The organism is Mycobacterium sp. (genome assembly GCF_035697385.1).
Taxonomy (GTDB): Bacteria; Actinomycetota; Actinomycetes; order Mycobacteriales; family Mycobacteriaceae; genus Mycobacterium.
Window position 1 is genome coordinate 16,710 of sequence record NZ_DASSCY010000311.1, and the last position, 25,042, is coordinate 41,751.

General features: G+C 63.8%; 22 protein-coding genes and 1 pseudogene. 15 read left to right on the top strand and 8 right to left on the bottom strand.

The genetic code is table 11. The features are described from left to right. Positions 1-44 precede the first annotated feature (44 nt). Entirely contained in the window at positions 45-1,424 is a 1,380-nt protein-coding gene (locus tag VFH65_RS26375; RefSeq protein WP_353325650.1) for an acyl-CoA reductase, read from the top strand. A gap of 31 nt (positions 1,425-1,455) precedes the next feature. Continuing rightward, positions 1,456-2,910 carry an aldehyde dehydrogenase family protein gene (locus VFH65_RS26380; RefSeq protein ID WP_353325652.1) on the top strand — a complete coding sequence of 485 codons (1,455 nt, stop codon included), beginning with the start codon at positions 1,456-1,458 and terminating at the stop codon, positions 2,908-2,910. On the opposite strand, the gene VFH65_RS26385 is transcribed toward VFH65_RS26380, so the two are convergent. Genes VFH65_RS26385 through VFH65_RS26405 form a run of 5 tightly spaced genes read right to left on the bottom strand, consistent with a single transcriptional unit; the run spans position 2,895 to position 8,145 of the window. Further along, positions 2,895-3,371, bottom strand: a complete 477-nt coding sequence (locus tag VFH65_RS26385) for a hypothetical protein (protein ID WP_353325654.1) — start codon at positions 3,369-3,371, stop codon at positions 2,895-2,897. The two genes, VFH65_RS26380 and VFH65_RS26385, sit on opposite strands and share 16 nt — an antisense overlap. Continuing rightward, positions 3,368-4,621: a cytochrome P450 gene (locus tag VFH65_RS26390; RefSeq protein WP_353325656.1), complete on the bottom strand. Its 1,254-nt coding sequence runs from the start codon at positions 4,619-4,621 to the stop codon at positions 3,368-3,370. Before VFH65_RS26390 ends, VFH65_RS26385 begins: the two co-directional genes overlap by 4 nt. Continuing rightward, the gene (locus VFH65_RS26395; RefSeq protein WP_353325658.1) at positions 4,618-6,006 is read right to left on the bottom strand and encodes a phosphotransferase family protein; all 1,389 of its coding nucleotides are present in this window, start codon (positions 6,004-6,006) and stop codon (positions 4,618-4,620) included. Before VFH65_RS26395 ends, VFH65_RS26390 begins: the two co-directional genes overlap by 4 nt. Continuing rightward, complete coding sequence (locus VFH65_RS26400) at positions 6,006-6,998, bottom strand: cyclase family protein (RefSeq protein WP_353325659.1); 993 nt, start codon at positions 6,996-6,998, stop codon at positions 6,006-6,008. Before VFH65_RS26400 ends, VFH65_RS26395 begins: the two co-directional genes overlap by 1 nt. A gap of 16 nt (positions 6,999-7,014) precedes the next feature. Further along, complete coding sequence (locus VFH65_RS26405) at positions 7,015-8,145, bottom strand: cytochrome P450 (protein ID WP_353325661.1); 1,131 nt, start codon at positions 8,143-8,145, stop codon at positions 7,015-7,017. Between the two features lie 425 nt (positions 8,146-8,570). Here VFH65_RS26405 and VFH65_RS26410 point away from each other — a divergent pair, with 425 nt between their 5' ends. Beyond that, positions 8,571-9,191 carry a GntR family transcriptional regulator gene (locus tag VFH65_RS26410; protein ID WP_353325663.1) on the top strand — a complete coding sequence of 207 codons (621 nt, stop codon included), beginning with the start codon at positions 8,571-8,573 and terminating at the stop codon, positions 9,189-9,191. A gap of 28 nt (positions 9,192-9,219) precedes the next feature. Here the strand turns inward: VFH65_RS26410 and VFH65_RS26415 are convergent, their stop codons facing one another. From VFH65_RS26415 to VFH65_RS26425, 3 genes are all read right to left on the bottom strand, one after another. After that, positions 9,220-10,203, bottom strand: a complete 984-nt coding sequence (locus tag VFH65_RS26415; RefSeq protein WP_353325665.1) for a hypothetical protein — start codon at positions 10,201-10,203, stop codon at positions 9,220-9,222. A gap of 31 nt (positions 10,204-10,234) precedes the next feature. Then, the gene (locus tag VFH65_RS26420) at positions 10,235-11,296 is read right to left on the bottom strand and encodes a dihydrodipicolinate reductase (protein WP_353325667.1); all 1,062 of its coding nucleotides are present in this window, start codon (positions 11,294-11,296) and stop codon (positions 10,235-10,237) included. Positions 11,297-11,403: 107 nt separating this feature from the next. After that, complete coding sequence (locus tag VFH65_RS26425) at positions 11,404-12,600, bottom strand: cytochrome P450 (protein ID WP_353325669.1); 1,197 nt, start codon at positions 12,598-12,600, stop codon at positions 11,404-11,406. 210 nt (positions 12,601-12,810) lie between these two features. On the opposite strand from VFH65_RS26425, the gene VFH65_RS26430 reads away from it, so the two are divergent. The 12 genes and pseudogenes from VFH65_RS26430 to VFH65_RS26485 all read left to right on the top strand — a co-directional run. Then, positions 12,811-14,250, top strand: coding sequence for an aldehyde dehydrogenase (locus VFH65_RS26430; RefSeq protein ID WP_353325671.1), 1,440 nt, complete (start codon positions 12,811-12,813; stop codon positions 14,248-14,250). Positions 14,251-14,282: 32 nt separating this feature from the next. After that, the gene (locus VFH65_RS26435) at positions 14,283-14,981 is read left to right on the top strand and encodes a hypothetical protein (RefSeq protein WP_353325673.1); all 699 of its coding nucleotides are present in this window, start codon (positions 14,283-14,285) and stop codon (positions 14,979-14,981) included. Beyond that, a complete protein-coding gene (locus tag VFH65_RS26440; protein WP_353325675.1) occupies positions 14,963-16,078 on the top strand; it encodes a hypothetical protein in 1,116 nt (371 codons plus the stop codon). Before VFH65_RS26435 ends, VFH65_RS26440 begins: the two co-directional genes overlap by 19 nt. Before the next feature lie 8 nt (positions 16,079-16,086). Then, positions 16,087-16,773 (top strand): hypothetical protein, encoded by a 687-nt coding sequence (locus tag VFH65_RS26445; protein ID WP_353325677.1) that lies wholly within the window; start codon positions 16,087-16,089, stop codon positions 16,771-16,773. 17 nt (positions 16,774-16,790) lie between these two features. Then, a complete protein-coding gene (locus VFH65_RS26450; protein ID WP_353325679.1) occupies positions 16,791-18,122 on the top strand; it encodes a hypothetical protein in 1,332 nt (443 codons plus the stop codon). After that, the gene (locus tag VFH65_RS26455) at positions 18,119-18,901 is read left to right on the top strand and encodes an SDR family NAD(P)-dependent oxidoreductase (RefSeq protein WP_353325681.1); all 783 of its coding nucleotides are present in this window, start codon (positions 18,119-18,121) and stop codon (positions 18,899-18,901) included. The genes VFH65_RS26450 and VFH65_RS26455 overlap by 4 nt, the downstream gene beginning before the upstream one ends. A 97-nt stretch (positions 18,902-18,998) precedes the next feature. Further along, a complete protein-coding gene (locus VFH65_RS26460) occupies positions 18,999-20,195 on the top strand; it encodes an MCE family protein (RefSeq protein ID WP_353325683.1) in 1,197 nt (398 codons plus the stop codon). Beyond that, positions 20,192-21,217 carry an MCE family protein gene (locus tag VFH65_RS26465; RefSeq protein WP_353325685.1) on the top strand — a complete coding sequence of 342 codons (1,026 nt, stop codon included), beginning with the start codon at positions 20,192-20,194 and terminating at the stop codon, positions 21,215-21,217. Before VFH65_RS26460 ends, VFH65_RS26465 begins: the two co-directional genes overlap by 4 nt. Next, complete coding sequence (locus VFH65_RS26470) at positions 21,217-22,299, top strand: MCE family protein (protein ID WP_353325686.1); 1,083 nt, start codon at positions 21,217-21,219, stop codon at positions 22,297-22,299. The genes VFH65_RS26465 and VFH65_RS26470 overlap by 1 nt, the downstream gene beginning before the upstream one ends. Then, positions 22,296-23,648, top strand: coding sequence for an MCE family protein (locus VFH65_RS26475; RefSeq protein WP_353325688.1), 1,353 nt, complete (start codon positions 22,296-22,298; stop codon positions 23,646-23,648). Before VFH65_RS26470 ends, VFH65_RS26475 begins: the two co-directional genes overlap by 4 nt. 11 nt (positions 23,649-23,659) lie before the next feature. Continuing rightward, positions 23,660-24,862 (top strand): MCE family protein, encoded by a 1,203-nt coding sequence (locus VFH65_RS26480; RefSeq protein WP_353325690.1) that lies wholly within the window; start codon positions 23,660-23,662, stop codon positions 24,860-24,862. Next, positions 24,862-25,042 (top strand): annotated as a pseudogene (locus VFH65_RS26485) (mammalian cell entry protein); the annotation flags it as partial. The gene VFH65_RS26480 and the pseudogene VFH65_RS26485, both read left to right, overlap by 1 nt.

Sequence of the window (25,042 nt, forward strand, 5' to 3'; positions counted from 1 at the left end):
AGTGCCCTGAGCCTCGATTCGTCCCACGAGTCTGGAGTGATGTCGTGACCACAGCCACGCCCACCGCGATTCCGCATTTCATCCGCGGTGAACTGCGCGTACCCAACGGCGGAAGTGCGGTCGAACACGACGGCTTTACCACCCCAGCGCTGGATTTGGATGAACTCGTCTGGCCGCGCACGGAGGCTGGCCCCGCGTTCGACGTGCCCCTTGCCGAGATCATCGACTTCCTCGCTGCAGTCGGAAAGCGCATGGACCTCGACACGAATCCGCATCTGCAGCACGCGCTCGACGCCAGCGCGGCGTTCAGCGCGCTGGGGCCCCGCATCCTTGGCCAGGGCTACCGGGGGCTGCAGCACGCGTTCGACCCCGAGTCACTGTGGTTCCAGGTCGACAAAGAAGTGGGACGCGAGGCGCTCGATGGGTGGAAGGTGGTGCCAGACCTCACCGGAAAGCCACGTCGGGTCCGGGCTTTTCCTCCCAGGCTGGTGCACATCATGGCCGGAAATGCGCCGGGTGTCACGGCGGCCTCGATCGTGCGCGGCGCGCTGACCAAGGGTGTGCATCTGCTCAAGCTCCCATCCAATGATCTGTTCACGGGTACGGCGATCTTGCGCACGATGGCCGAGGTCGGCCCGGGACACCCAGTCACGGAATCGTTCTCGTGTGTGTACTGGCGCGGCGGCGATCCCGAAGTGGAGAGTGCGCTGTTTCGTGCCCAGTACTTCGATCGGCTGGTGGCTTGGGGTGGGGATGCCGCCATCCGTTCGGCGCTGCAATATGTCGGGCCGGGCTTCGACCTCGTCTCGTTCGATCCGAAAGTCTCGATCTCGTTGCTCGGGCAGGAGGCGCTGATCTCAGAGGAGACGATGCGCAGATCGGCTGCCGCAGCGGCTTGTGACGCCACTCTGTTCAACCAAGAGGTCTGCGCGGCGAGCCGGTTCGTCTATGCCGAGGGTGACCGCGACGCCCTGACGCGCTGGTGTCAGCTGCTGGTCGACGAGCTCGGCGTCGAGCGGGAGCTGGCCGACGCCGTCGTACCGACCCTGCTGAGCGTCGACGACCGGGCCGAAGTCGAAGTGCTGCAGTCGATGTCGCCGGCATATGAAGTCTTCGGTGCGGCGGACGGATCCGGGCTGGTGATCCTGTCCGATGACCCGGTGGGATTTCACCCCTCAGCCAAGACCGTCAACGTGGTCCGGGTCGCCTCCCTTCAGGATGCAATCCGGCACGTCAACGTCGCCACCCAAACCGTCGGGATCTTCCCGGCGTCGCGCGGCGCCGAGCTGCGCGATTCGCTGGCGGCCCACGGAATGCAACGCCTCGTACCACTGGGCGAGGTCATCAACGTGGCCCCGGGATACCCGCACGACGGGTTCTTCGCCTTACATCGCTTCGTGAAGTGGCTGGTCGACGAATGCTGACAGCAAAAACGCGACGTGCTGAGGAGGATGCGTGAGCGACGACCGCACCGAGGTTCTGGACAGCGCGCTGATTCTCGGCGATCGACGGGTCACCGAGTCACTCGGTGGTGTGCTCGACCACATCAATCCGGCAACCGGCAAGGTCAGCAAGACCTTCCCCGTCGCGTCGGCCGAGGAAGTTGATGAAGCGGTCGCGGCGGCGCGTCGCGCGTTCGAGGAGTGGCGGCGGTGGTCACCGGATGCCCGCCGCGACGCCCTGATTCGGGTCGCGGCCCTGCTCGAGGACCACGGCCGCGACCTCGGAATGATCTCCTCGTTGGAGGGCGGCCAGCCGTTCTCCGAGCACGGTGGTTGGTATCCCGCATTGTGGTTCCGTTATTACGCCGGTTGGGCCGACAAGATCACCGGTGAGCACATCAAACCTTTTCCGTTTCCGGGCCTGGACTTCACCGTGCCCGAACCGGTCGGCGTCGTCGGGCTGTTCGTCGCCTCCAATGGGCCGATCGGGTTCTGCGGTATGGCGGGTGCGCCGGCGCTGGCCGCGGGATGCTGCCTGGTCATCAAGACGCCTGAAAACGCACCGTTTTCGTCGGTGGTGTTTGCCCGCCTGTGCCAGGAGGCGGGGATACCTGCTGGCGTAGTCAATGTGATTCACGGCGGGCCCGAGGTCGGCAACGCGCTGGTCACCCATCCCGATGTCGACAAGATCAGCTTCACCGGCGGCACCGCCACGGCACGCAAGCTGCAAGAAGCGTCGGCCTCGACGTTGAAACCGCTGGTCCTTGAACTTGGCGGCAAGTCTGCCAACATTATCTTCGACGACGCCGACATCGACACGGTGATCCCCATGTCGGCGCGGTTCACCTTCAACGCCGGGCAAGGTTGTTCGATGCCGACCCGAATGTTGGTGCAGCGCACCGTCTATGAGCGCGTCATTGACGGTGTAGCCGACATAGTGAACAAGGTGGTGGTCGGAAGACCGTTCGAGCCGGGGGTGACGATGGGCCCTGTGATGAGTGAGGCGGCGGCCAACCGCATTCTCGGCATGATCGCGGAGGCGGAAAACTCGGCGGCCGGACATGTCCTGATGGGCGGGCACCGGATGGGGGGCGAACTGGCCGACGGGTTCTTCATCGAACCGACAATGCTGATCGACGTTCGCAACGACACCGCGATCGCGCAAACCGAGATCTTCGGCCCGGTGCTGTGTGTGATTCCGTTCGACGATGAGGACGAAGCGATCGCCCTGGCCAACGGCACCAGCTATGGTCTGGCCGCCTACGCCCAAACCAGCAACATGAACCGTGCCCGCCGTCTGATCGACTCTCTGAAAGCCGGCACAGTGCACATCAACAGCACCGGGCCGGGACCGGTATCGCCGGCGTCCCCGTTTGGTGGCATCAAGCAAAGCGGCTATGGCAGGCAGGGCAGCCGGCTCGGCCTCGAAGAATTCCTGACGTACAAGAACGTTTACCTCAACATCTGATCGCGCACAGAACTCACTCGGTGGCGGCGGGTAGCCGAAATGGCGGATTGCGCTTCCGCGTGCCCGATCTCAGCGTAGGTGGAGCCGGCCCGGCGACCAGTGCGATATCGCTGAGCAAGATCCAATATGGTGGCGTCACTTCGTGATTGAGGCTCTTGACGGTGTACAACATTGAGTTGTTCGAGTAGCGATTGAAGCTGATATTCGTCGGCGCAGCCGGAATACCCTTTAATCCACCGTTCGAGGCGGTACGGCACCCATCTGGGTACTGCAAGTCTGCGCTGCACGAGGATTGTGAGCAGGGTGGCGACGGCCCGTTGCGCATCGCCTGCCCCGATCGCGATGTAGATGTCGCGGCGTTCGACACGCGACAACTGGCCGCTTGCCATTTGGACAAGCTCCCATGCCAGCCCGGTGGCATCAAAGGGCCGGCGTTCGAACGGTTCCGGGGGACTGGTCAAGTCGCTGGCGTAAACAACACGGGTAAGGCGTCGGGCGAGCGCAGAGGCATACCGACAATCTGTGGCATCGGCGCCGTCGGATCGAGTCGTAGATCGGGCAGTCGTTGCAGGAGGGCCTCCAGCGCGATCCGGTTCTCCATGCGGGCGAGGTGCGCGCCGAGGCATGCGTGCGCCCCCACCGCGAACGCGATCTGGGGGTTCGGGTTTCGGTGTATATCGAACGTGTCGGGATTGGAAAACACGCGTTCGTCGCGGTTAGCGGCCCCGACGAAAAGGTTCACGAAGGCGCCCGACGGGATGTCGACACCGCCGAGCCGGCTGGGCTTGGTGCTGATGCGACCCGTGTGGAAGATCGGCGGCTGCCACCGCAGGCCCTCCTCGATCGCGGCGGGGACGAGTGCGGGGTTGTCCCGGACCTCCTCGAGTTGGTCGGGATGGGTCAACAACGCGAACAGCAGGTTACCCAGTGACCGGTAGGTCGTCTCGACACCTGCAGGCAACAGCAGGCGCAGGAAGGCGAAGATCTCCTCATCGGTGAGGCGCTGCCCGTCGACCTCGGCTTCGGCGAGCTCGGTGATCAGATCTGCTTTTGGCTCGCGGCGCCTTTGTTCGACCTGCTCGCTGAAGTAGCCACGTAGGGCCTCGAACGCTGCCATGCCCCGGTCCCAATCCAGCGGGATGCTGATCATCTCGATCGACCAGCGCTGGAACGACTGCACATCTTTCTGCGGTACGCCAAAGACCTGCGTGATGACCCGCACTGGCAGCGCAAAAGTGAAGCGCCGGACAAGGTCGACCGCACCAAGGCCGACGAAGGAGTCGATGAGTTGGTGGGCAATCGGAGCGACGATCTCGCTTTCCCAGTGGGAGATGAACTTCGGCCGGAATGCCGGTGCCACCAGGGCGCGGTGTGCGCGGTGCTCGGAGCCGTCCATCGCCACCATCGTGTGCGCCAGCAGCGGGCCAATGGCTTCGCCAATGAGGGCTGATGAGTAGGTTTCGCCGTCGCGGAAGACCTCAGACAACTCCTCGTAGCCGAGCACGCTGAACGCGTTGATGTTTTCGTCATCGCCCAGCATTCCCTCGGGGCCCAGAGCCGTATCCATAGGCAATGGCCAGGCCCGCTGAACTGGGTTGCGGCGCAGTGCTTCTGCGACGTAGGGGTACGGGTCGAACGGAGGTCCAAGCTGCAGCGTGTCTGGCAGTTCAAACGGGTCGGCGTTTCCTTCGGCGGTCGCGTTGGTGGTCATCGCGGTACCTCCTGGGGTGCTAACGGTTCGAAGTCGCCGGAATCCTGCGCGATCATCATCGGCTTATGCAGGAACTCCCGACGCCTCTCGGTGCGTGCGAACAGCCAGACGAGTTCATCGAGTCGGTCTGCAGGTCCGTCGGCAACGAGCTCACTCAGCTTGGCGAGACCATCGTCGCGGTCTGATGGGCGCCTGCCAAGCACCTTGCCCATGTCGCGCAAGTCGGCGTCGAGAAGCTCAGCGCCGACGTTGGATTCAAGTTGAACAGCGCGGGCGATCGATGTTGCCGCGGAGATCTCGAATCGACCGGCGTCGTCTGTCTCAATGGGGGCGCACTTCACGTCGAGGTATTCGACGAGATAGTCGACGAGCGCGGGCCACTCCGGCACAGCCGGCTCCGGTAGTTGTGGTGGCTCGATTTCGATGCCGTTCGCCTCTGCGAGGGCGTCGGTCAAGCCGCGACGCAGCGTCGCGTTCCACCCGAAGGAGGGGAATGCCGGCTCGATGTGCGCAGAAGGTCGCTGCATGATTATCGACACCCCGATCGGGGTCAGCAGCATCGACATCACCGTGTAGAAGCAAAGTGCTTGCCAGTCGAGCGGGCGGCCACTGATCTTCTCGTAGAGCGTGATCGGGCCCCTCAGCGATCCGGTCGGATAAAGCATGTTTCGCATCCGGATCACGCCGAGGTCGAGCATCGGGTCGCCGATATGGGAAAGTTCCCAGTCGATCAGCGCGGTGAGGTGACCTTCGGCGAACATGAACTGGCCGGGCCCGGTGTCGCCCTGCACGAAAGTGACCTGTCTCTGGCCCCTGGGGACATTGGCGTGTAGCCACCAGATCCCCAGGTCGAGCAACGGCTCGGGTTTCAAATGCTGCTTCCACACGCCGAAGTCTTCCTCCACGAAGCCGAATTTGGCACCGAAAGCGGTCTCCTCCGGCGTCGCGGGAATCTTCAGACCTGACAGCTTCAGCGACTGGATGTCGAGGCGATGCAAGCTGGCGAGCTGTTCGATGTATTCGGCCATCACCTGATCGCGTGTTGCGTCGTCGGGCGCATCCTTCAGTTCGTTGGTGCCATCGACCCTCTCCATGAGTATGAATCGGTGCTCGGTGTTGAAGCCGAAGAACTTGGGAACTTTCAGGCCTTGGCCCTGCAGCGCCTCAAGCACGCGCGCCTCATGCGCAATGTCGAAGTGCTGCAGGAATTTTGAGCCAGCAGCCATGCCCTGCCGTGCTGACCGTGCCAGCAACCGCATCGTGCCTGCGGGTCGTTCAACGGTCAGAAAATGTTGCGTGCGCCAGCGGACCTGCTGCTCGATGTCGACGACGCGGCCCCCGCATTGCTGCTCGATCCACGCGACTGCGTCATCGGGCAGCGTCATCAGAACACCGCCAGCGGGTTGACCGGCGATCCGGAACCGCCCACGACGCGCAGCGGACTGATGATGAACTGAAATTCCCAGCGACCCAGTTCCGCGCACACCGCGCCGAGCGCTTCCAGGTCACAGTTGTCGATCAGGGGCATGCCCATCGAGTTCAGGGCCATGACGTGGACGGTCGCGTCGAGTGCATCGAGGTACTTCGGTGGGATTGTTTCCTGCGGCCCGTCGCTGCCGATGACCGCGACATCGCGATCGCGCAGCCACGGTATGCACGCTTGGTGCCAACCGGCGACTTGTCCCCACCGGGCGTGGTCGTGCGCGTCGGCGTATTCGGTCGTGGATCCCGTTGCGCTGCTCCCCGTATGCCACCGGCCGGTGCGCAGCAGAACGATGTCGCCGGGCCCCACCGTAATGCCCTGCTTGGCGGCGGTGGCCTCGAGGTCATCGGGCGTGACGGCCCGCCCAGGCTCGAGCACTTCGTCACCTTCTGCGCGTGCTACGTCCATCAGGACGCCACGGCTGACGATGCCGTCGCTCATCTGCATCACCGACGCCCACAGTGCTCCGTGTTCGGCGGTCATAAGGCCGGCGGGCCGGTCGTTGTAGAGCTTGCCTTTCCAAAACAAGTGCGCCAGGGCGTCGATATGGGTCACGTTGATGCCGTGGAACACTAAGCCGAAGAACTCCACCGCCGAGCCGAGATTGCCGAATCCGAGCGCCGTCTGCGGCACCTCTGGCTCGCGATGCGCCACCCCCTCACCGCTGTTCACCCAATACATTTGCGCGCAGTTGTCGGGGCTGCCGTAGGCGGTGACAAGGTCGCGGGCGCACGACACGGTTCGGCCTTCGGTGACGAGTCGCGCAGCCGCGACCCGATGTTCGGGCTGAATCAGGTTGAGTGTGCCCCGCTGATCATCGGGACCCCATCGCCCCCAGTTCTTCAGCTCGTCGATATAGGAAATCACTTCAGCTGAAGTCGGTAGTTCGGCCATCGGATATCGTCCTCTCTCAGTCGGATCGGGCGGCGGCCTCATCGATGACTATGTTGAGTACGCGCGGTCCCAACAGCATCGCCATCGGCATCGGGTGGAACACCGGGTCGGCGAGATGGAAGCGGACAACCTGACTCATGAAGGTGCGCAGCGCAATTCGGATCTCCATGCGGGCTAGACCCGCGCCTGGGCAGATGTGGCGGCCGGAGCCAAACGCGAGATGTTCTCGTGAGCCGCGTTCGACGCGGAAGGTGTCGGGGTCGTCGTGCACCGACTCGTCGCGGTTGGCTGCTGCGATGCACATGAACACGGTCTGGCCCGGTTCGACTCGCCGGTCACCCAGTTCGGTCTCACGTCGACAGGTGCGCACCATGAATTGGGCGGGGGCATCCATCCGCAGCGCTTCCTCGACGGCGGAGTCGACCAGCGAGGGGTCGGCGCGCAACGCGGCGTAGGCCTGCGGGTCGCTGCCCAGCCGGTAGAAGAGGTTGCCAATCGCGTTGCGCGTGGTGTCGGTGCCCGCACCGATGATGAACATGATCTGGGCCCTGATGCTGCGCGGATCGAGCCGCTCGCCTTCCACTTCTGTGCTCAGGAATCGACTCAGCGCGTCCATCGGCCATTCCTCAGGAGGAAGCGCGAGACGCTCGGCGATGCGGGTGTCGACATGGTCACGCATCTCCGGGTTGCTGTCGGCGATCGCGAGGCTTTGGCCTGACGCCGCGGCCTGCTCGAAAGCGCGGCCGCTCTCGTGGATCCATCTGATGAACTCGGGTGCGTCCGATTCCGGGAATCCGAGTAGCCGGGCTATTGCGGCAGGCGGAATCGGCTGCGCAAGATGGGCAACGAGATCCGCACCCGCCGGGCCCGCAGCTTCGGCCTCGGCGACGAGGTTGTCCACGAGACGCGCGATGAGCTCCTGCAGGTATGGCTCGATCTTCTGGCTCTTGTGGAAGGCAACGACCGAGTTGATGATCTTGCGGACCTTGCCGTGACGCGGTTCGGCGATAGCCGCGATGATCTTGTCTTCTTCGGGGAGCGACTCCTGGCCTGCACTTCCGCCGAAGTCGTCGACAGAACTCAGCCCGGCCGACACCGTCTCGTAGGTGACCGCAGCGAGAATGTTTTCCAGTCCAGGAAACGGCACGACTGATCCTTGAGCGCGCATCGCGCGATAGGCCGCGCTCCGCCGATCCGGATTTTCGTCGAGCGGATTAGCAACGGGGAGATCGTCGAGTTCGCTCACTGAGCCGACCCGGGCTCGCAGTGCTGGACACGCCCCAGGAGACCCCTGTTCTTGAGGTGCACTGAACTCAACTCCCTCGTAAGACTTTGCAGAATGTCTGCACTACTGCAGAATGTAAGCATGCCGGGTCACGATGGGCAAGGGCGGAAGCCCCGTCAGCGATGAAATGAACCGCCCGTCCAGGGACGGGATATCAATGACCACGCATAAAGTTGCAGACAGTCTGCGATCCAAGCGGGGTGCCGACGGTTTGGCCAAAGAAAGGGGCGACGCAGATGAGTCAGCCTGTACATGGGCGCCTAGAGCGACGAAGCAGCGGAGAATTGGTGGCCGATACCCTTCGGCGCGAGATCATCGCCGGACTTATGGGGCCCGGTGAGCGCCTCACCCAAGAGGACATCGGCGCGCGATTGGGGGTCAGTCGGGTGCCGGTCCGAGAGGCCCTTGTCATCCTCGAACAAGAGGGCTGGATATCGATGGAAATGCAACGCGGCGGCCGAGTACTGCCAATTGAGTCATCGATAGCCGACAACGCCGAGGTGTGGGATCTGATTTTCAGCCTCATGGCTCGCAGAGCCTCCGACCGATTGACACCGGAACAAGACGCCCAATTGGCTGCAATTGCTGCGGATTTGAGCGCCACCAAAGACGCGGCTTCGATCTGGAACTTATGTGACGCCTATCTGGACGTGGTCTTCGAGGCAGCCAGCGCCCCGCCGGTAGCCCGCACACTGCGTCGAATTCGCACAATGGCAATCGACACGATTTTCGATGTCGTTCCGGCGACGCTGGAACCGAGCCGGCGCGGGACCCTTGCCGTCATCGAGGCAATTCGCAACCGCGACGCTGAAGGCGCCGTGGCCGCCCACGAGGAGATGCAGGCCGAGTGTCTACATCTGCTGGAAGCCGTGTTCTCCAACCGCAATACGTCAGAGCCAACGACCTAACCATGGGGACTGGACGTCACCGCGCGGGTTACCACCCCGCGATGATCGGTTGAGCGCGGCCGTCGGTCCACCAGTCACTGTTGCCAAGGCTGTAACGAACGGTTCTCGGGTCGCCGTCGCGTTGACAGATGCCGTCGGCGCCAATGGGTATGCCAGGCATCAGGATTGGCCGCTCGCCCTGGACATCAATCCGCCACGTCCAGGACTGATCGAGGAACCGGTAATTTACCGTCTCAGGGTAGCCGTTAGGTCGCACCGTCGCTGTGGCGCTGACTTCCGTTGTGCTGTGGAAAATGCCGGACTCGTCGTGGACCATCGCGAACCCCCAGCCGTCGGCGCCGTAGGCGAAGCTCGCCTGAACGAGCGTCCCATCGTCGTATTCGTTGGCGATGTGCTGCCAGCAGAACTCGCGACCCCGCCCGTAGGGGCTCACGATCCAGTTACCGCCGGGCGGAAAGTAGTGAATCTCGTGACCAACGAATCCCTCGACGGGGACGCCCAGAAAAGTCCCGCTGGTGCGGTACTTGGCCGTGACGGCCAAACAGGCCCCGCCCGACCAGGTGTTGAACCACTGGTTTCCCGGTCCAACAGCGGGACCGGCTACGTCAAGAAGATCACCGTCAGTCCACGAGCACGAGTCGGGCCAATGCTCGAACGCAAACGACTGCGTGGGACCTGATCCGGAACTGCGAAACGACACCGAAGTCCCTGCTCGATTGATGGAGATCGGGCCGCTCCACATCTGCTGGTCCGCGAATTCGACTGTCTCCAGCTGGCCTGCGGGTGCCGCGGCGAACATGTGCCGCACCGGCGAAGAATCGTTGAACACCGCCCGGATGGCGCGACGCAGGTTACCGTCTGCGCCGCGCCAGCTGCCAAAGAGGTATGACCCGGCTTTCTGAAGCCCGAAATAGCTGCTCGACGGCAGCAGTAGCTCGGCGTCGATGCTGCACTCACCGAGCAGGCACCGCCCGCCGAAGTCGCCGGCGCTGGGCACGCTCACAGTGGCCATTGACACCAGGCAATGGCGCGGCTGGCTCCTGTCATGCCGAGAAGGTACCGCTGAACATCGGCAAGTCCAGATGAGTCAGAACACCGACGGAGCCTGCGACGACCGACGGTATCGCATTCACGGCATGCGCACCCGTCATCAGCACGTCAGGTTGCCGAGCATCCAAACCGGTGCTGGTATCGATCCGCGTTTCGATGCACGGGTCGCCCTCGATCTTGATGCTCCAAGACCCGTCACCGTAGGGCCAGTCGGGCGGCGCCGCCTCTTTGCCGAGCATCCAAAGCATCTGGCTCTCGACGCGCAGTTTGCCTTCCTTGAAGGCTCGCACCCTGACGCGCACGGCGCTGACGCCGCCGGGTTCGACCGTCGTAACGGGGGTCACGATGGTCTTATCGGTGGGGAAGCCCTCCCACGACATGGTGACATCGTCGATCTCGAGTCCGGTCGCGTCGGCCAACATCAGGATGGATCCGAAGTACGCGAATTCACGCGCATGTTCCTGCGGCAACTCAAAGCTCATCTCCTCAGGCTTCTTGCCGTAACCCAGCGTGAGCAGAACCTGTTCCGACGTGTAACGCGACATGTCGACCATCTCGGTCATGTAGATGGTGTCGATGTGGCGGACCAGCCTTCCCAAGACGATGGGCCACACTTCCATCATGAATCCCGGATTCACGCCCGTCGCGTGAAATGAGACGCCACCCTTTTCGCATGCGGCTTCGAGTCGCTCACTCATCGCATGGCGATCCGCGATCTTCGGATAGACAAGAGCACTCAATGCAGTCGAGCAGACGTTCTTGCCCGACTCCAGCAGGCGACAAATGTGTTCGAATGCGGCCGCCGGGTCCAGCGTGTCACCCAGAGCATTGAAGGACACGGCATCAGCGTCCAGGGCGAGGATTTCTTCGAAGTCTGCGGTGGCTCGAACGCCGACGGGATCGCTGCCGACGAATTCTCCTGCATCCATGCCAGCCTTATCCGGACTGAAAACCAGGAGCCCAACAAGCTCCATGTCCTGGCGGCCAAGAATCGTTCGCAAGCTGTGTGTACCCACCGCCCCCGTGGCCACCTGGATCACTCTTAACCGATTCATTGCTACTCCTAAAGCGCAGTGTTACTAGATATTTGGGTCAGCTCTGCGGTGCGCCGATTGTCGGCCGCTTGAACGGGTCGACGCCGACGTCGACGCCGACGGGCGCACTAGCCGGTTGTGACGGGGAGACTCTCCCAGCCGTGCACAGTTGGGGTGAAGCCCATTTTGGCGCGGGACACGTCGACATCCCATGTCGGGAACCGCTTGAGCACCTCTTCGAGCGCAACCCGGCCCTCAAGGCGTGCCAATGCGGCGCCCAAGCAGAAGTGAGTGCCGAAGCCAAAGGTCAAAAGCTTGATGTTGGTCCGGTGGATGTCGAAGGTCTCACCGTCGGGGTGGCGGCGGTCGTCGCGGTTGGCCGAACCCACCAAGCACAGCAGCGCGCTTCCAGCGGGGACGGTCTGTCCCTGGAACTCGCTATCGGTCGTCACGTAGCGCGCGACGTGGGGCCCCGGCGGCTGGAAACGCAGGACCTCTTCAATGGCGTTGGGAATCAGCGCGGGGTTATCGACGAGCTCGCGACGCTGTTCCGGGTGGTCGGCCAGAGTCTTGCCAGTCCAGCCGATCAGCTTGGTCGTAGTCTCGTTGCCCGCGCCGGCAAGGATATTCAGAAACGTCAGGACCTCGTCGCGACGCAGGCAACGCCGCACGTCGTCTTCGTCGGTGAACTCGGCGGTGAGCAGATCGGACATCAGGTCATCGGACAGATTCTTGGCGCGCCAGTCGACATAGTCGCCGAAGAAATCGCCCCGCAGGGTGCTGCCCGCGTCCTCTTTCGGCGCCCCGGCCTCAGTGCGCATGTTCGCATCGACGTAGTCGCGGACGCGCTCCTGCTCGGCCTCGGGGATGCCCAGAAGCATGCCGATGACGCGCATCGGTAGCTCGGCACCGAGGTCACGCACGAAGTCGAAACCGCCGCTACCGACCAACGGGTCCAGCGTGCGGGCACAGTAGCTGCGCACCTCCGGTTCGATGGCGAGCATCTTCTTCGGCGTGAACACGCCGTTCATCAACCGTCGGTGGATCGTGTGCAGCGGCGGATCCTCGAAGATGAAGACACCAGACGGCATCTGGAAGTTGGCCTTGATCATCTCGAGCACGCTGCTGCGTGCCGAGCTGAATGCGTCCTTGTCGGTCAGACCGCGCTCGACGTCGTCGAAGCGGCTGACGGCGTAGAAGTCGTACTTCTCGTTGTAGTAGAGCGGGGCCTCTTCCCGCAGCCGGCGGAAGACCGGATACGGATCGGCGTTGATGGCGGCGTCGTAGGGGTCGTAGTAGACGCCGGTCAGGCTCGTCGATGTCACCTCTGGAACTCCTGTTCTTGATTGCCGATGAAAAGGGGTGGCCGCGGGCTGGGCCGCTGGCGGCCGTGGTGCCGCCGCACTCGCGGAAGAAGCGTCAGGCGAGCGGAGCTACCCCTGTAGGTCACCACCAAACGAATGCCGTCTTCCCTTCCCTGAAATGTAGAATGTCTGCAATACTCTAGCTTGCTCAGTGTTGAGGGAGGCAAGGGTTTGCGGACATACGAACGGCTCTACATCGGTGGCGAGTGGGTTGAGCCCAGCGGCAGCACTGCCATCGAGGTGATTTCCCCGCATCGGGAAGAGTTCGTCGGGAGCACTCCGGAGGCGGGCGTTGCCGACGTCGATCGTGCGGTCACCGCAGCCCGGGCAGCGTTCGATGATGGCGAGTGGCCGCGGCTCGCTGTGGCGGACCGGGCGAAGTACCTGACGGCGCTGGCCCAGGCGTATGAACCACACATTCAGGAGATGGCCGAGCTCATCACCGAGGAGATGGGTTCGCCGGCCATCTTCAGTCAGTACGGTCAGGCATTCCCGTCGGTGATGCTCATCAACGCGGGCGTCGACCTTGCAGCGCGCCATCCCTGGGAGGAGACGCGCAGCGGCCTGTTGGGCAATACGGTGGTGCGGCGCGAGCCCGTTGGCGTGGTTGCGGGGATCGTGCCGTGGAACATTCCGCAGCTGGCCCTCTTGGCGAAGCTGGTGCCCGCCCTGTTGGCCGGCTGCACCGTGGTGCTCAAACCGGCGCCCGAGACACCGATCGACGCGCTGCTGCTGGCCGAGATCATCGATTCGGTCGGCCTGCCCAAGGGTGTGGTGAGCATCCTGCCGGCCGGCCGTGACGTCGGCGAGCACCTTGTCGGCCACCCTGGTGTCGACAAGGTGTCCTTCACCGGCTCTATCGAGGCGGGGCGCCGAGTCGCGACGATATGTGGTCAGCAACTCAAGCGAGTCACCCTGGAACTCGGCGGCAAGTCGGCGGCGATCGTGCTCGATGACGCCGACCTGGCAGCCATGACCGAGGCGTTGCGGATCGCGTCGTTCATGAACAGCGGCCAGACCTGTGTCGCCCAGACCCGAATCCTGGCCTCGCGCACCAACTACGACGCCGTCGTCGACGCCGTCGGCGAGCTGACCGGTTCACTGCGGGTCGGCGATCCCACCGACCCGCAGACCGAGATCGGGCCAATGGTCGCCAAACGTCAGCAGGACCGCATCGAGAAGTACATCGCAGCCGGCCTGGAGGAGGGGGGCCGCCTCGTCGTGGGAGGCACAGGAATGCCCAACGGTCTCGAGAAGGGCTGGTACGTCCAGCCCACCGTCTTCGCCGACGTCGACAACCGAATGCGCATCGCGCAGGAGGAGATCTTTGGTCCCGTGCTGACGGTGATTCCGTTCGATGACATCGACGACGCCGTCCGTATCGCCAACGACACGCGCTACGGCCTCGCCGGTTCGGTGTGGACCCGCGACGTCGATCACGGCATGGACATCGCGCGACGAGTGCGCACCGGCTCACTGGGAATCAACCAGTACCTACTGGACTTCACCGCACCCGGGGGCGGCTTCAAAGACAGCGGCATCGGCCGTGAAGGCGGCCCCGAAGGACTCGACGAGTACGTCGAGTTCAAGTCCATCCTGGCCAAGACCTGACCGGCATCGCGGAGCGACAAGGACACCACGCCATGCTCTTCATTCACGAGATCCACTCCATAGCGGGTGGCTACGGTGAACGCTACGAAGCCCTGCTGCGTGACCGATGGGCCCCGGCATTGGCGCGCCAAGACGGCGTCCGGCTGGCCTGGTGCGCCCGCTCCATGGCGGGGGCGATCTCCTACCCCGAGCTGATCACGCTCACCGCGGTAGCCGATCCCGACGCCTTCGAGCGGCTGACCCAGCGGGTCAGATCGGGTGATCTTCACGATGAGTACCAGGGGCTGGAAGACGCGGGCACGCATGTGACGACCCGCCTGGTCAAAAGCCTCGCTTTCAGCCCGCTGGCCGTTGACGTGGCCGAACTCCCCGACGTACCCGTGGACACGGGACGCACCGAAATGTTTATGCACGACACTGTCCCGCCACGGCCGGGCATGCAACGCACCTACGAGAAGGCCATGGGTGACTTCTTCATGAAAATGATTGACGTCGAGGGGATTCCCATCAAGATCTGGGCGGGTCTGGAAACCGTGACCGGCGGGGGCACGGTCCCGGAGAACCTGATGATCAGCCACATCGGCAGTGCCGCCGCCGGTGCGGGCCTGCTGATGTTGGAACCTCCCCGCAGTGCCTTCGAACCCGGTCAGTGGATGGCAGAAGCCCTCACGTTGCGTGACACCTGGACCTCGCGCCTGATTCGGACGGTGTCGTGGTCACCGATTCACTGACCGATCGGCAGAGGTCCTACGACGTCATCCAGTGGGGGACCGGCAACGTCGGTACCCACGCGCTGCGCACCATCGTCGAGCGCCCCGACTTCAACCTCGTCGGCGTGCGGGTCTACAACCCCGACAAGGTCGGCATGGACGCCGGAGATCTTCTTGGGGCCGGGGCAACAACGGGCGTCTACGCCACCGATGACGTCGAGGCCATTCTCGTGCTGGACGCCGACTGCGTCTGCTACTCACCCCTGGGCGGCACGCTGGAAGGCGGCAACAGCGCCCTCGATGACATCTGCCGGCTACTGGCGTCCGGAAAGAACGTGGTGTCCAGCGCCGTCGAGGATCTCGCTTACCTCTCACCGGACTTCGCGCTGCCCGGCGCCGGTCCCGATGCCTACCAGCGCCTCACCCAGGCCTGCGCGGACGGGAAGACCTCGTTTTTCCACGTCGGCATCAACCCGGGCTTCGCGATGGACCTGTGGCCGATGCAGCTCACCCGGTTGTGCCGCCGGATCGACTCGATGCGGGTCAGCGAGGTCGTCGACATGAGCCGCTACACGTCGATCCACATGGTGCGCGATGCGCTGGGCTTCGGGCAGCCCCCCGACGCACCGTCGGTGGTGGACGCTCACCTCAGCAAGGTCTACCAGTCACCGTTTTACCTGTCGATGCGGATGCTCGCCGACGCGCTGGGCGTGCAGCTCGACGAAGTGCACTACCACCGCGAGGCCGCGGTGACCGACTACGACATCGAGATCGCTGCGGGGACCATTGAGGCCGGGACGGTCGCGGCGATGAAACTGCACTTCGACGGGATCCTGCACGGCCGCACAGTGATTGCGTTCGAACTGATCTGGCGCATCAGCGACCAGGTGGCGCCCCAGTGGCTGGCAGGCGACAGCCGGTGGGTACTACACATCGACGGCGATCCGACACTGGACTCCGAAATCACCCTCGCGACACACGAGGACGCCGGCCGGGCGGTGTCGCTGGCCGTGGCGACGTTATTGCTCAACGCCGTTCCGACGATATGCGAAGCCCAGCCCGGCCTCATCAACAATCTCACGCTGGCGCCGCACGCAGGTGGCTACTTCGCCCCATGACACCAAATATGAAGGGAGACAGCGCGATGCTGTTCGTGCACGACATCCACGTCGTGAGGGGTGAGCACGAATTCGCCTATGAGGACGCCATGCGCGAAGAGTACGTACCGGCCGTCGCCGACGACGACACCCGCGTGTTGTGGTTCCTGCATTCCACCCACGGCTCTGGCGACGCCTATCACATCGTCACGATCACCGCGGTACGCGACGGCGCCACCTGGGACCGCTTCGTCGAACGGCAGCGCTACGGCGACCTCAGCGGCGTGTCGACGCGACTGGCGGCGCTGCGGTACACACTGTCGAGCTCACTGCTGGTGTCGACGGACTGGTCGCCGCTACGCGAACTCGATCTGGGCACGGTTCCCGAGCAGCCGGGTGACCATCCGGTCTCGCTGTACCGCGAGGACACTCTCACTGGTCCCGGCGTCATCTCGTCACTGGAGTCCGCGGCATCGCAGCCCTCCGACGGCGACGACATCCTGTCCGTCACAGCGGCTTTCCAGTCCGCATGGGGTGGTCAGCGCCAGGCGCGGGTGCTCTACCGGATCGCCGCCGACGCCGACCGGTGGACAACGGCCTTCGGAGCCGACACCGGCTGGCAGGACTGGCCGGGCTCTCTGACCCCCACCGTGCCCGCCGGCGCGCACGGCTCAGGCCGCATGCTGCGCACCACCTCCTGGTCACCACTTCCCTAAAGGAGCGCCACAACACGATGACGACCGCCACTGAACAACTACTTGGCTACGCCGACGACCCTTGCTACTACGAGGTGCCGCGAGCCGAACTGCAACCCTTGTGGCTGGCCGCGGCCAATGAGCGCTTCGCCGAGCAACGCGAACGGATCCCGGTACTCGCGCGGCTGGCCGACGACCTGGGCATCAAACAGTTCGAATCGCTCAGCGACCTCATCCCGCTGCTCTTCGCGCACTCCAATTACAAGTCCTATCCCGAGGCGTTCATCGACAACGGGCGCTGGAATCTGATGAACCAGTGGCTGGACACATTGTCGAGCAACCGCGTCGAGGGCGTCGACGTGGACGGCGTGACCGACCAGGACGACTGGATCGAGCGGCTACACGCGAATGGCCACCCGGTCTATGTCACCAGCGGGACCACCGGCAAGAACTCGTATCTGCCGGCCACCGTCGCCGACCGGGAGTTTTCCCTCGGCTTGCTGGACAACCAGATGAACTGGACCTACGGGCAGCCCAACCAGGACCGGGCCGTGTTCGTGCTGGGGCCCAAGTACGGGCCACACCGCGCCGCCAGTCACTTCCGGCGCATCGCCGAGTTGTTCGGGCGCCCCGAGGCGACGTTCTTTCTAACCGAGGACCAGATGCGGCTCTCTGAGGTCAGCCGGTCGGCGGCGGTGCGTCGCAAGCTGGCCGCGGGCACTGCCATGCCCAGCGAGATCGCCGCTTTGGAACGCGAATCCGCGAACCGACAGACCGAGATGGCGGCCAAACTCGACGAATTGGTCGACAAGCTCATCGAGTACCGCCGTGAGCCGATGGTCATCGGCGGGTTCTGGGCGCAGTACTGGATGATCGTCGAGCGCGCCCGCGCCCGCGGTGTGCGCCCGGGCGAATTCCACCCGGACACCCGCATCACCGGCGGCGGCGGCAACAAGGGCGGCGACATGCCACCAGACTTCAAGGAACAGATCCTCGAGTTCTTCGGAATCGACCCGGCCAACGTACAAAGCGGCTACGGCATGTCGGAACTGTCCGCCCCGCTCGCCGGCATCGACGAGCGCTACCGGCCAATGCCGTGGGTGATTCCGTTGCTGCTCGACGACACCGGCCAAGAACTTATTGAACGCGGCGACGGTCAGGCCGAAGGCCGCTTCGCGTTCTTCGATGTCGCGCTGCAGGGGCGATGGGGCGGCGTCATCACCGGCGACCGGGTCAGCGTCGACTTCTCCACCCCCAACATCAGCGTCGTCCACGACAGCATCACCCGGTACAGCAGCCAGCACGGCGGCGATGACAAGCTCACCTGCGCGGGCACAATCGACGCCTACGTCCGCGGCGTCATCGCATGACCGGCATCACCCTCAAGGACAAGTCGGTGGTGATCACCGGCGCCGGCTCCGGTGTCGGGCGAGCTGCGGCAAAACTGTTCGCGGACAACGGCGCCCGAGTCGTTTGTGCTGATCTTCGCCGCGGCTGGGCCGACGAAACGGTTCACCAGATCAAGGATGGGGGAGGCACGGCGATCGCCGTCACGTGCGATGTGAGCCAGGCTCCTGACGTCGGGCGCGCCGTGGACACTGCGGTTAACGAATATGGCCGACTCGACGTCATGTTCAACAATGCCGGTATCGCCTCGCCCCGCGTCGGCATTACCCTCGAAGAACACTCTGAGGACGATTTCGATCGACTGGTCGCCATCAACGGCAAGGGTGTTTTTCTGGGCTGCTGCACGGCGGTGCTGCAGTTCAAACGCCAAGGCGAGGGAGGGGTGATCGTCAACACTGCCTCCCTGGCCGGTCTGATCGGCTGGGGCAGTGTCGTGTACGGCTCGATCAAAGGAATGGTCATTCAGTTGACCCGGGCACTCGCCGCCGAGGTCGCCAGCCATGGGATCCGCGTCAACTGCATCTGCCCAGGAGCCATGCTGACCAACTTCGCGCGCCCGGAAAGCGAGGCATTTCAGGACTTGCCAGCCGAGTACTACGACATGGCGAAGACACTTCATCCCCTCGGCCAGCTCGTCACCCCCGACGACTGCGCGTGGGCCGCTCTGTATCTCGCCTCGGATGCCTCCAGAAACGTGACCGGCCTGGCGCTGCCGATCGATGGGGGGTACCTCAGCAAGTGAAACCCTCACGGAGCATTGACATGAGTGATGAGTACACCAACCGGGCCGGTGACGTGTCCACCATCGTGGTGCTCCGCGCTCCGATGGAGTTCTGTCCATGACCGACTGGCCGCAATCAAAGTACTTGCGCCCGCTGGCAGGCCTCATCACGGTCAGCGCGATCCTCGGAGTAATCGCACTGTCAGTCACCCTGTTTCGCGGGGACTTCAGTCGTGGACTATCGGTGACGGTGCTCTCGCCCCGAGCCGGACTGGTCCTCAACACCGACGCCAAGGTCAAGTTGCACGGCGTACAGATCGGCCGGGTCACCGCGATCAACGCACGCCCCGGTGGGCAAGCCGCGATCGAGCTGGCAATCGACGAGTCACAGGTCCATCTCGTCCCAGCCAATGTGCTCGTCGAGATCGCTTCGCCCACCGCGTTCGGCGCGAAGTCGGTCGAACTTGTCGACCCCGAAGCGCCCGAGCCGCAACGCATCTCAGCTGGCCAAGTCATCGATGCACGCCATGTGATGGTCGAAATCAATACGCTGTTCGAGCAGCTGACCTCGTTGCTGGACAAGATTGCGCCCGACAAACTCAACGAAACGCTGGCAGCGTTGGGATCGGCGCTCAGCGGGCGCGGCCACGAAATCGGCGGGGCCATCGATGATTTCGACGCCTTCCTGGCTACAATCGAGCCAGCGTTGCCGGCGCTGAGTCATGATCTGGCCGCCGCGCCCACCGTGCTCAACACCTACGCCGACGCGGCGCCGGACCTGCTCACCACGCTTGACAACGCCACCCGTATCAGCCAGACGGTGCTCGACGAGCAACACAACCTGGATGCGTTGCTGCTCAGTGCCATCGGGTTAGCCCAGGCCGGTACCCCCGTTCTGGCTGACAATGGGCAACCGCTGGCCGACGTGTTGCACCTTCTGGTGCCCACCACCACGTTGACCAATGAGTACAACCCGGCGCTGAACTGCCAGATCACCGCAATGGCGTACATCTCGCAGTGGCCCCCCCTGCGGATCCCCGGCGCCGAGGTGATTGCCGGCCTCACGGCTGGTCAGGAGCGCTACCGCTATCCCGGAGACCTGCCCAAGGTCGCAGCCAAGGGCGGCCCCCACTGCGAGGACCTGCCCGTGCCGTTCCTCGGGCACCCCCGTTGGGTGGTCGCCGACACCGGCACCAACCCGTGGAAGTACGGAAACCAGAACATCCTGCTCAACAGCGACGGTCTCAAGCAGTGGCTGTTCGGGCCTGTCGACGGCCCGCCACGCAACACCGCCCAGATCGGACAACCCGGATGAGGCGGCTCGCACCGACGATCGTCAAGTTCGGCGCATTCGCCGTCGTCATGGCGCTGCTCACGGGTGCGTTGTTCTTGACCTTCGGTCAGTATCAAACCGGTTCCAGGGCAGCGTATTCGGCGATGTTCAGCGACGTGTCGAGTCTGCGTGAAGGTGATTCGGTGCGCATGGCCGGCATCCGGATCGGCACCGTCGACCGTGTCTCGTTGCGCGATGACAAGAAAGTCGAGGTGGGCTTTGACGCCGACCGCGACATCGTGCTCACCTCCGGGACCCGCGCTGAGGTGCGTTACCTCAACCTGGTCGGCGACCGCTATCTCGAACTCGTCGACGCCCCCGGATCCACAGGTGTGCTGGCGCCGGGCTCCCAGATTCCCGTGGAGCGCACCGCCGGTGCGCTTGACCTTGACCTGCTGCTCGGCGGTCTGAAACCCGTCATCCAGGGTCTGAACCCTGAGGATGTCAACGCGCTGACGTCCTCGCTGATCGCGGTCTTCCAGGACCAGGGCGGCACCTTGGAGTCGCTGATGTCCAAGACCGCGTCGTTCACCAACACCTTGGCCGACAACAGCTCAACCGTGCAAGCCGTGATCGACAACTTGAAAACCACGCTGGCCACCGTGGCCAAGGACGGCGATCAGTTCTCCGGGACCATCGACCGGCTGCAGCAACTGGTCAACGGGTTATCCAATGACCGCGATCCGATCGGTGCCGCCATCGAGTCACTCGACAACGGGACGGCGTCACTAGCCGATCTGCTGACCCAAGCCAGACCCCCACTAGCAGGCACGGTCGATCAGCTCAGCCGCCTAGCACCGCTGCTCGACCAAGACAAGGATCGCCTGGAAACCGGGCTGCGGATGGCACCGGATAACTACAACAAACTCATCCGCACCGGCGCCTACGGCAGTTTCGTGAACTACTACCTGTGCGGCGTGTCGGTCCGGGTCACCGATCTGCAGGGCCGCACCGCGGTATTTCCGTGGTTCAAGCAGGAAGCCGGAAGGTGCGGTGAGCCCTGATGCTGAAATACCGGAATCCGCGCGTCATCCGAGCAGGCTTCATCGGTCTGGTTCTGGTGATACTGGTCATCGCCATCGGACTGCAACCCGAACGGCTGTCGTCGTTGGCGACACAGGTCACCTACAAAGCCCTTTTCACCGAGGCGGGCGGACTGACCGTCGGAAACCACGTGAAAGTCTCCGGGGTCGACGTCGGAACCGTCACCGATATCTCACTGCAGGGGCTGCAGCCCCTGGTGACCTTCAAAGTCGACGGAACAGTGCGGCTGGCATCGGACACCAAGGCCCATATCAGCACCGGCAGTCTGTTGGGTGAAAGGGTCCTTGTCCTGGAGTCGACGGGCAGCGGAACTCTGCGCCCGTTAGACGTCATCCCGCCCACGCGGACGTCCTCGCCGTACTCGCTGACCGACGCCGTCGGTGACCTGACGCGCAACACCGCCGGCACGGACACCGCAACATTGAATCAATCGCTGGAGACCCTAGCCGCCACCATCGACCAGATCGCGCCTCAGCTGGGGCCTACTTTCGATGGGCTCACCCGGCTGTCGCAATCACTGAACAGCCGCAACCAGACACTGGGACAGCTACTATCGGCGGCCGCCGATGTCACGGGAATACTGGCTGAGCGCAGCCAACAGGTCAACACGCTCATCCTCAACGCCAACGACCTGGTCGACGTCCTCGTGCAGCGACGGCAAGCCATCATCGATCTGCTCGCCAATACATCGGCAGTGGCGCAACAACTGTCGGGGCTGATACACGACAACGAGCAGAAGTTGGCGCCGACCCTGGACAAACTCAACTCGGTCACCGCCATGCTGGAACGCAGCCGCGACAACATCGCCAGAATGCTTCCCGCGCTCGCAAAGTTCCAAATCACTCTGGGGGAAACCGTCGCCAACGGCTACTACTACAACGCCTACGTCCCCGATTTCTTGCCGGGGAATCTCCTGCAGCCGTTCCTGGACTACGCATTCGGATTCCGACGCGGAACCAGCGCCGGCCAGCCGCCAGACAACGCGGGACCGCGAGCCGAATTCCCCTTCCCCCGCAACGCTATCCCCGAGGCACCGCGATGACACAACGCAATCGGATTCGATGCGGCGCGGCGGTCATGCTGATCGTTCTGCTCGCTGCAGCATCGACATGGCTCGTACACGCCACTTTTTACGCGCCGAAGACCATCACGGCGTTTTTCTCCCACGCCAGCGCGATCTATCCCGGCGACGAGGTACGCGTCGCGGGGGTCAAAGTCGGCACCATCGTCGCGATCGATCCCCAAGGCACCCAGTCCAAAGTGAGCATGCGCATCAATCGCGAAGTGCCCGTCCCTGACAACGCCGACGCAGTGATCGTCGCGCCGAATCTGGTCGCCGCGCGCTACATTCAGCTCGTCGCGCCCAGCACACCCAATACCGCCGTGATTGCCGACGGCGCGGTGATCCCACTCGACCGCACCGCCGTCCCCGTCGAGTGGGATGAAGTAAAAGACCAATTGATGCGCCTGGCCACCGATTTGGGGCCACAAAACGGTATCTCGACCACCTCGGCAGCCCGGTTCATCGACAGCGCCGCGAACGCGATGAACGGCAACGGCGCCAAACTACGCCAGACACTGGCCCAGCTCTCCGGTGTGGGACGAATCCTCGCCGACGGCAGCGGCGACATCGTCGACATCCTCAAGAACCTGCAGATCTTCGTGAGCGCCCTCAAAGACAGCAACGTTCAGATCGTGCAATTCCAGGATCGCTTCGCCACCCTGACCAGCGTGCTGGACAACAGCCGATCAGAGCTTGACGCCGCGCTGACCAACCTGTCCTCCGTCGTCGGTGAGGTTCAGCGATTCATCGCCGGCACCCGGGACAAAACCAGCGAACAACTGCAGCGCCTGGCCAATGTCACCCAAACGCTGACCGATCACCGCCGCGATCTCGAACAGGTGCTCCACGTGGCGCCGCACGCACTGGCCAACACCGTCAACATGTTCGACCCCCAGTTGGGGTCGGGCACAGGGGCCTTCATCTTGACCAATATGTCCAATCCGATGCAGTTCATCTGCTCCTCAATCGGCACCATCGCCAATGTCACCGCAACCGAAACCGCCAAGCTGTGCGCGCAATATCTCGGTCCAGCGCTGAACTCGGTGAACTTCAACATGGTGCCCATGCCGATAAACCCATTTCTGGCGAAAACCCCACCGCCACAAGACCTGATCTACACCGAGCCGGGCTTGATGCCCGGCGGCGCCGAGCCCGAGCCGGGTCCTGCCGAAATACCACCGGCAGTCTCGGCGTACCAGGGAGCAGACCCCGCGCCGGCCGGTCCACCCAGCCTCCCCGAGATGCTGCTGCCCGCCGAACAACCGCCTGCACCCACCGATCCGCAGCCCGCAACGCCACCGCCACCGACAGGGACACCACCGCCATGACCAAGGCAACAATGCTGCGCAAACTGATCGCCCTCGGCTGCCTTTTGGTGTTGACCCCCACCGCCGGGTGCGCATTCCAAGGCATCAATTCCCTGCCCCTACCCGGCGCGGTCGGGCGCGGGCCAGACGCGCAGGTGTATCACGTCGAGATCACCAATGTCGGTACGCTCGAATCGAACTCCCCGGTCATGATCGACGACGTCGTGGTGGGCAGCGTGGCCAAGATGAAGGTCAAAGCCGGCCACGCTGACGTTGAGGTATCGGTGCGCCCCGATGTGTCGGTGCCCGCTAACGCGGTAGCCAGCATCGGTCAAACCAGCCTGCTCGGATCCAGTCACCTGGCCCTGGACCCGCCACTTGGGCAGGCCCCGGTCGGGCAGTTGCCGGCCGGCGCGACGCTGGCGCTGAACCAAACCTTCACCTACCCATCGACCGAACAGACCCTGGCCTCGGTATCGGCCCTGGTGAACGGGGGCGGCCTCGGCCAAATCGGCGACATCATCCACAACATGAACGCTGCGCTGTCCGGCCATGAAGGGCAGTTGCGCGATCTCCTCGCACAACTGGACCGATTCGTGGGGACCTTCGATGCCCAGCGCAACGACCTCCTCGAGGCGCTGCGAGCACTCGACCGGCTAAGCGGCACATTCAATGCGCAGCGCGACGTGTTGACACGGGCCCTGCACACGATTCCTCCCGCGCTGGACGTCCTGATCAAGGAACAACCCACCATTACCACCGCGCTGCGCGAGCTCGGGGTGTTCTCCGACACCGCAACCAAAGTCGTCAACGCCACCCAAGCCGATCTGGTCACCAATCTGCACAACCTGCAACCCACTATTTGCAGCCTCGCCAACGTCGGGCCTGATCTGGATAGAGGGCTGGCATTCCTGTCGACCTACCCGCTCACCCAGGATTTCATCGACCGCGCCGTGCGAGGCGATTACATCAACTTGTTCGCCACCCTCGACCTGACAGTCAACCGCCTCAAAAGCGGAATGTTCCTCGGGACCCGGTGGGGCCGAGAGGCAATGACCCTGGTCCCCGCCCCCGGTGACCCCGGCTACGACGCCTACTACACCAACAACCCGCTGGGTGTGGCCGCCGGGGCGCCGGCACCCCCGGACCCCGCAGCCGCACCCGGGGCCCCGCCCCTGGTGTTACCCGCGGGAACGCCGCCGCCCGTTGCCGGAGCCACCGAGGGCGGCTGCTGATGCTCACCCGTTTCGTCCGCAACCAGCTGATCATCTTCACCGTGGCGTCGGTAATCGGCATCGCGGTGATGGTGTTCGGCTACATGCAGGTACCCACCCTGCTGGGCATCGGGCGGATCACCGTCACACTGGAGCTGCCCGCCGCGGGAGGCCTGTACCGCTTCAGCAACGTCACCTACC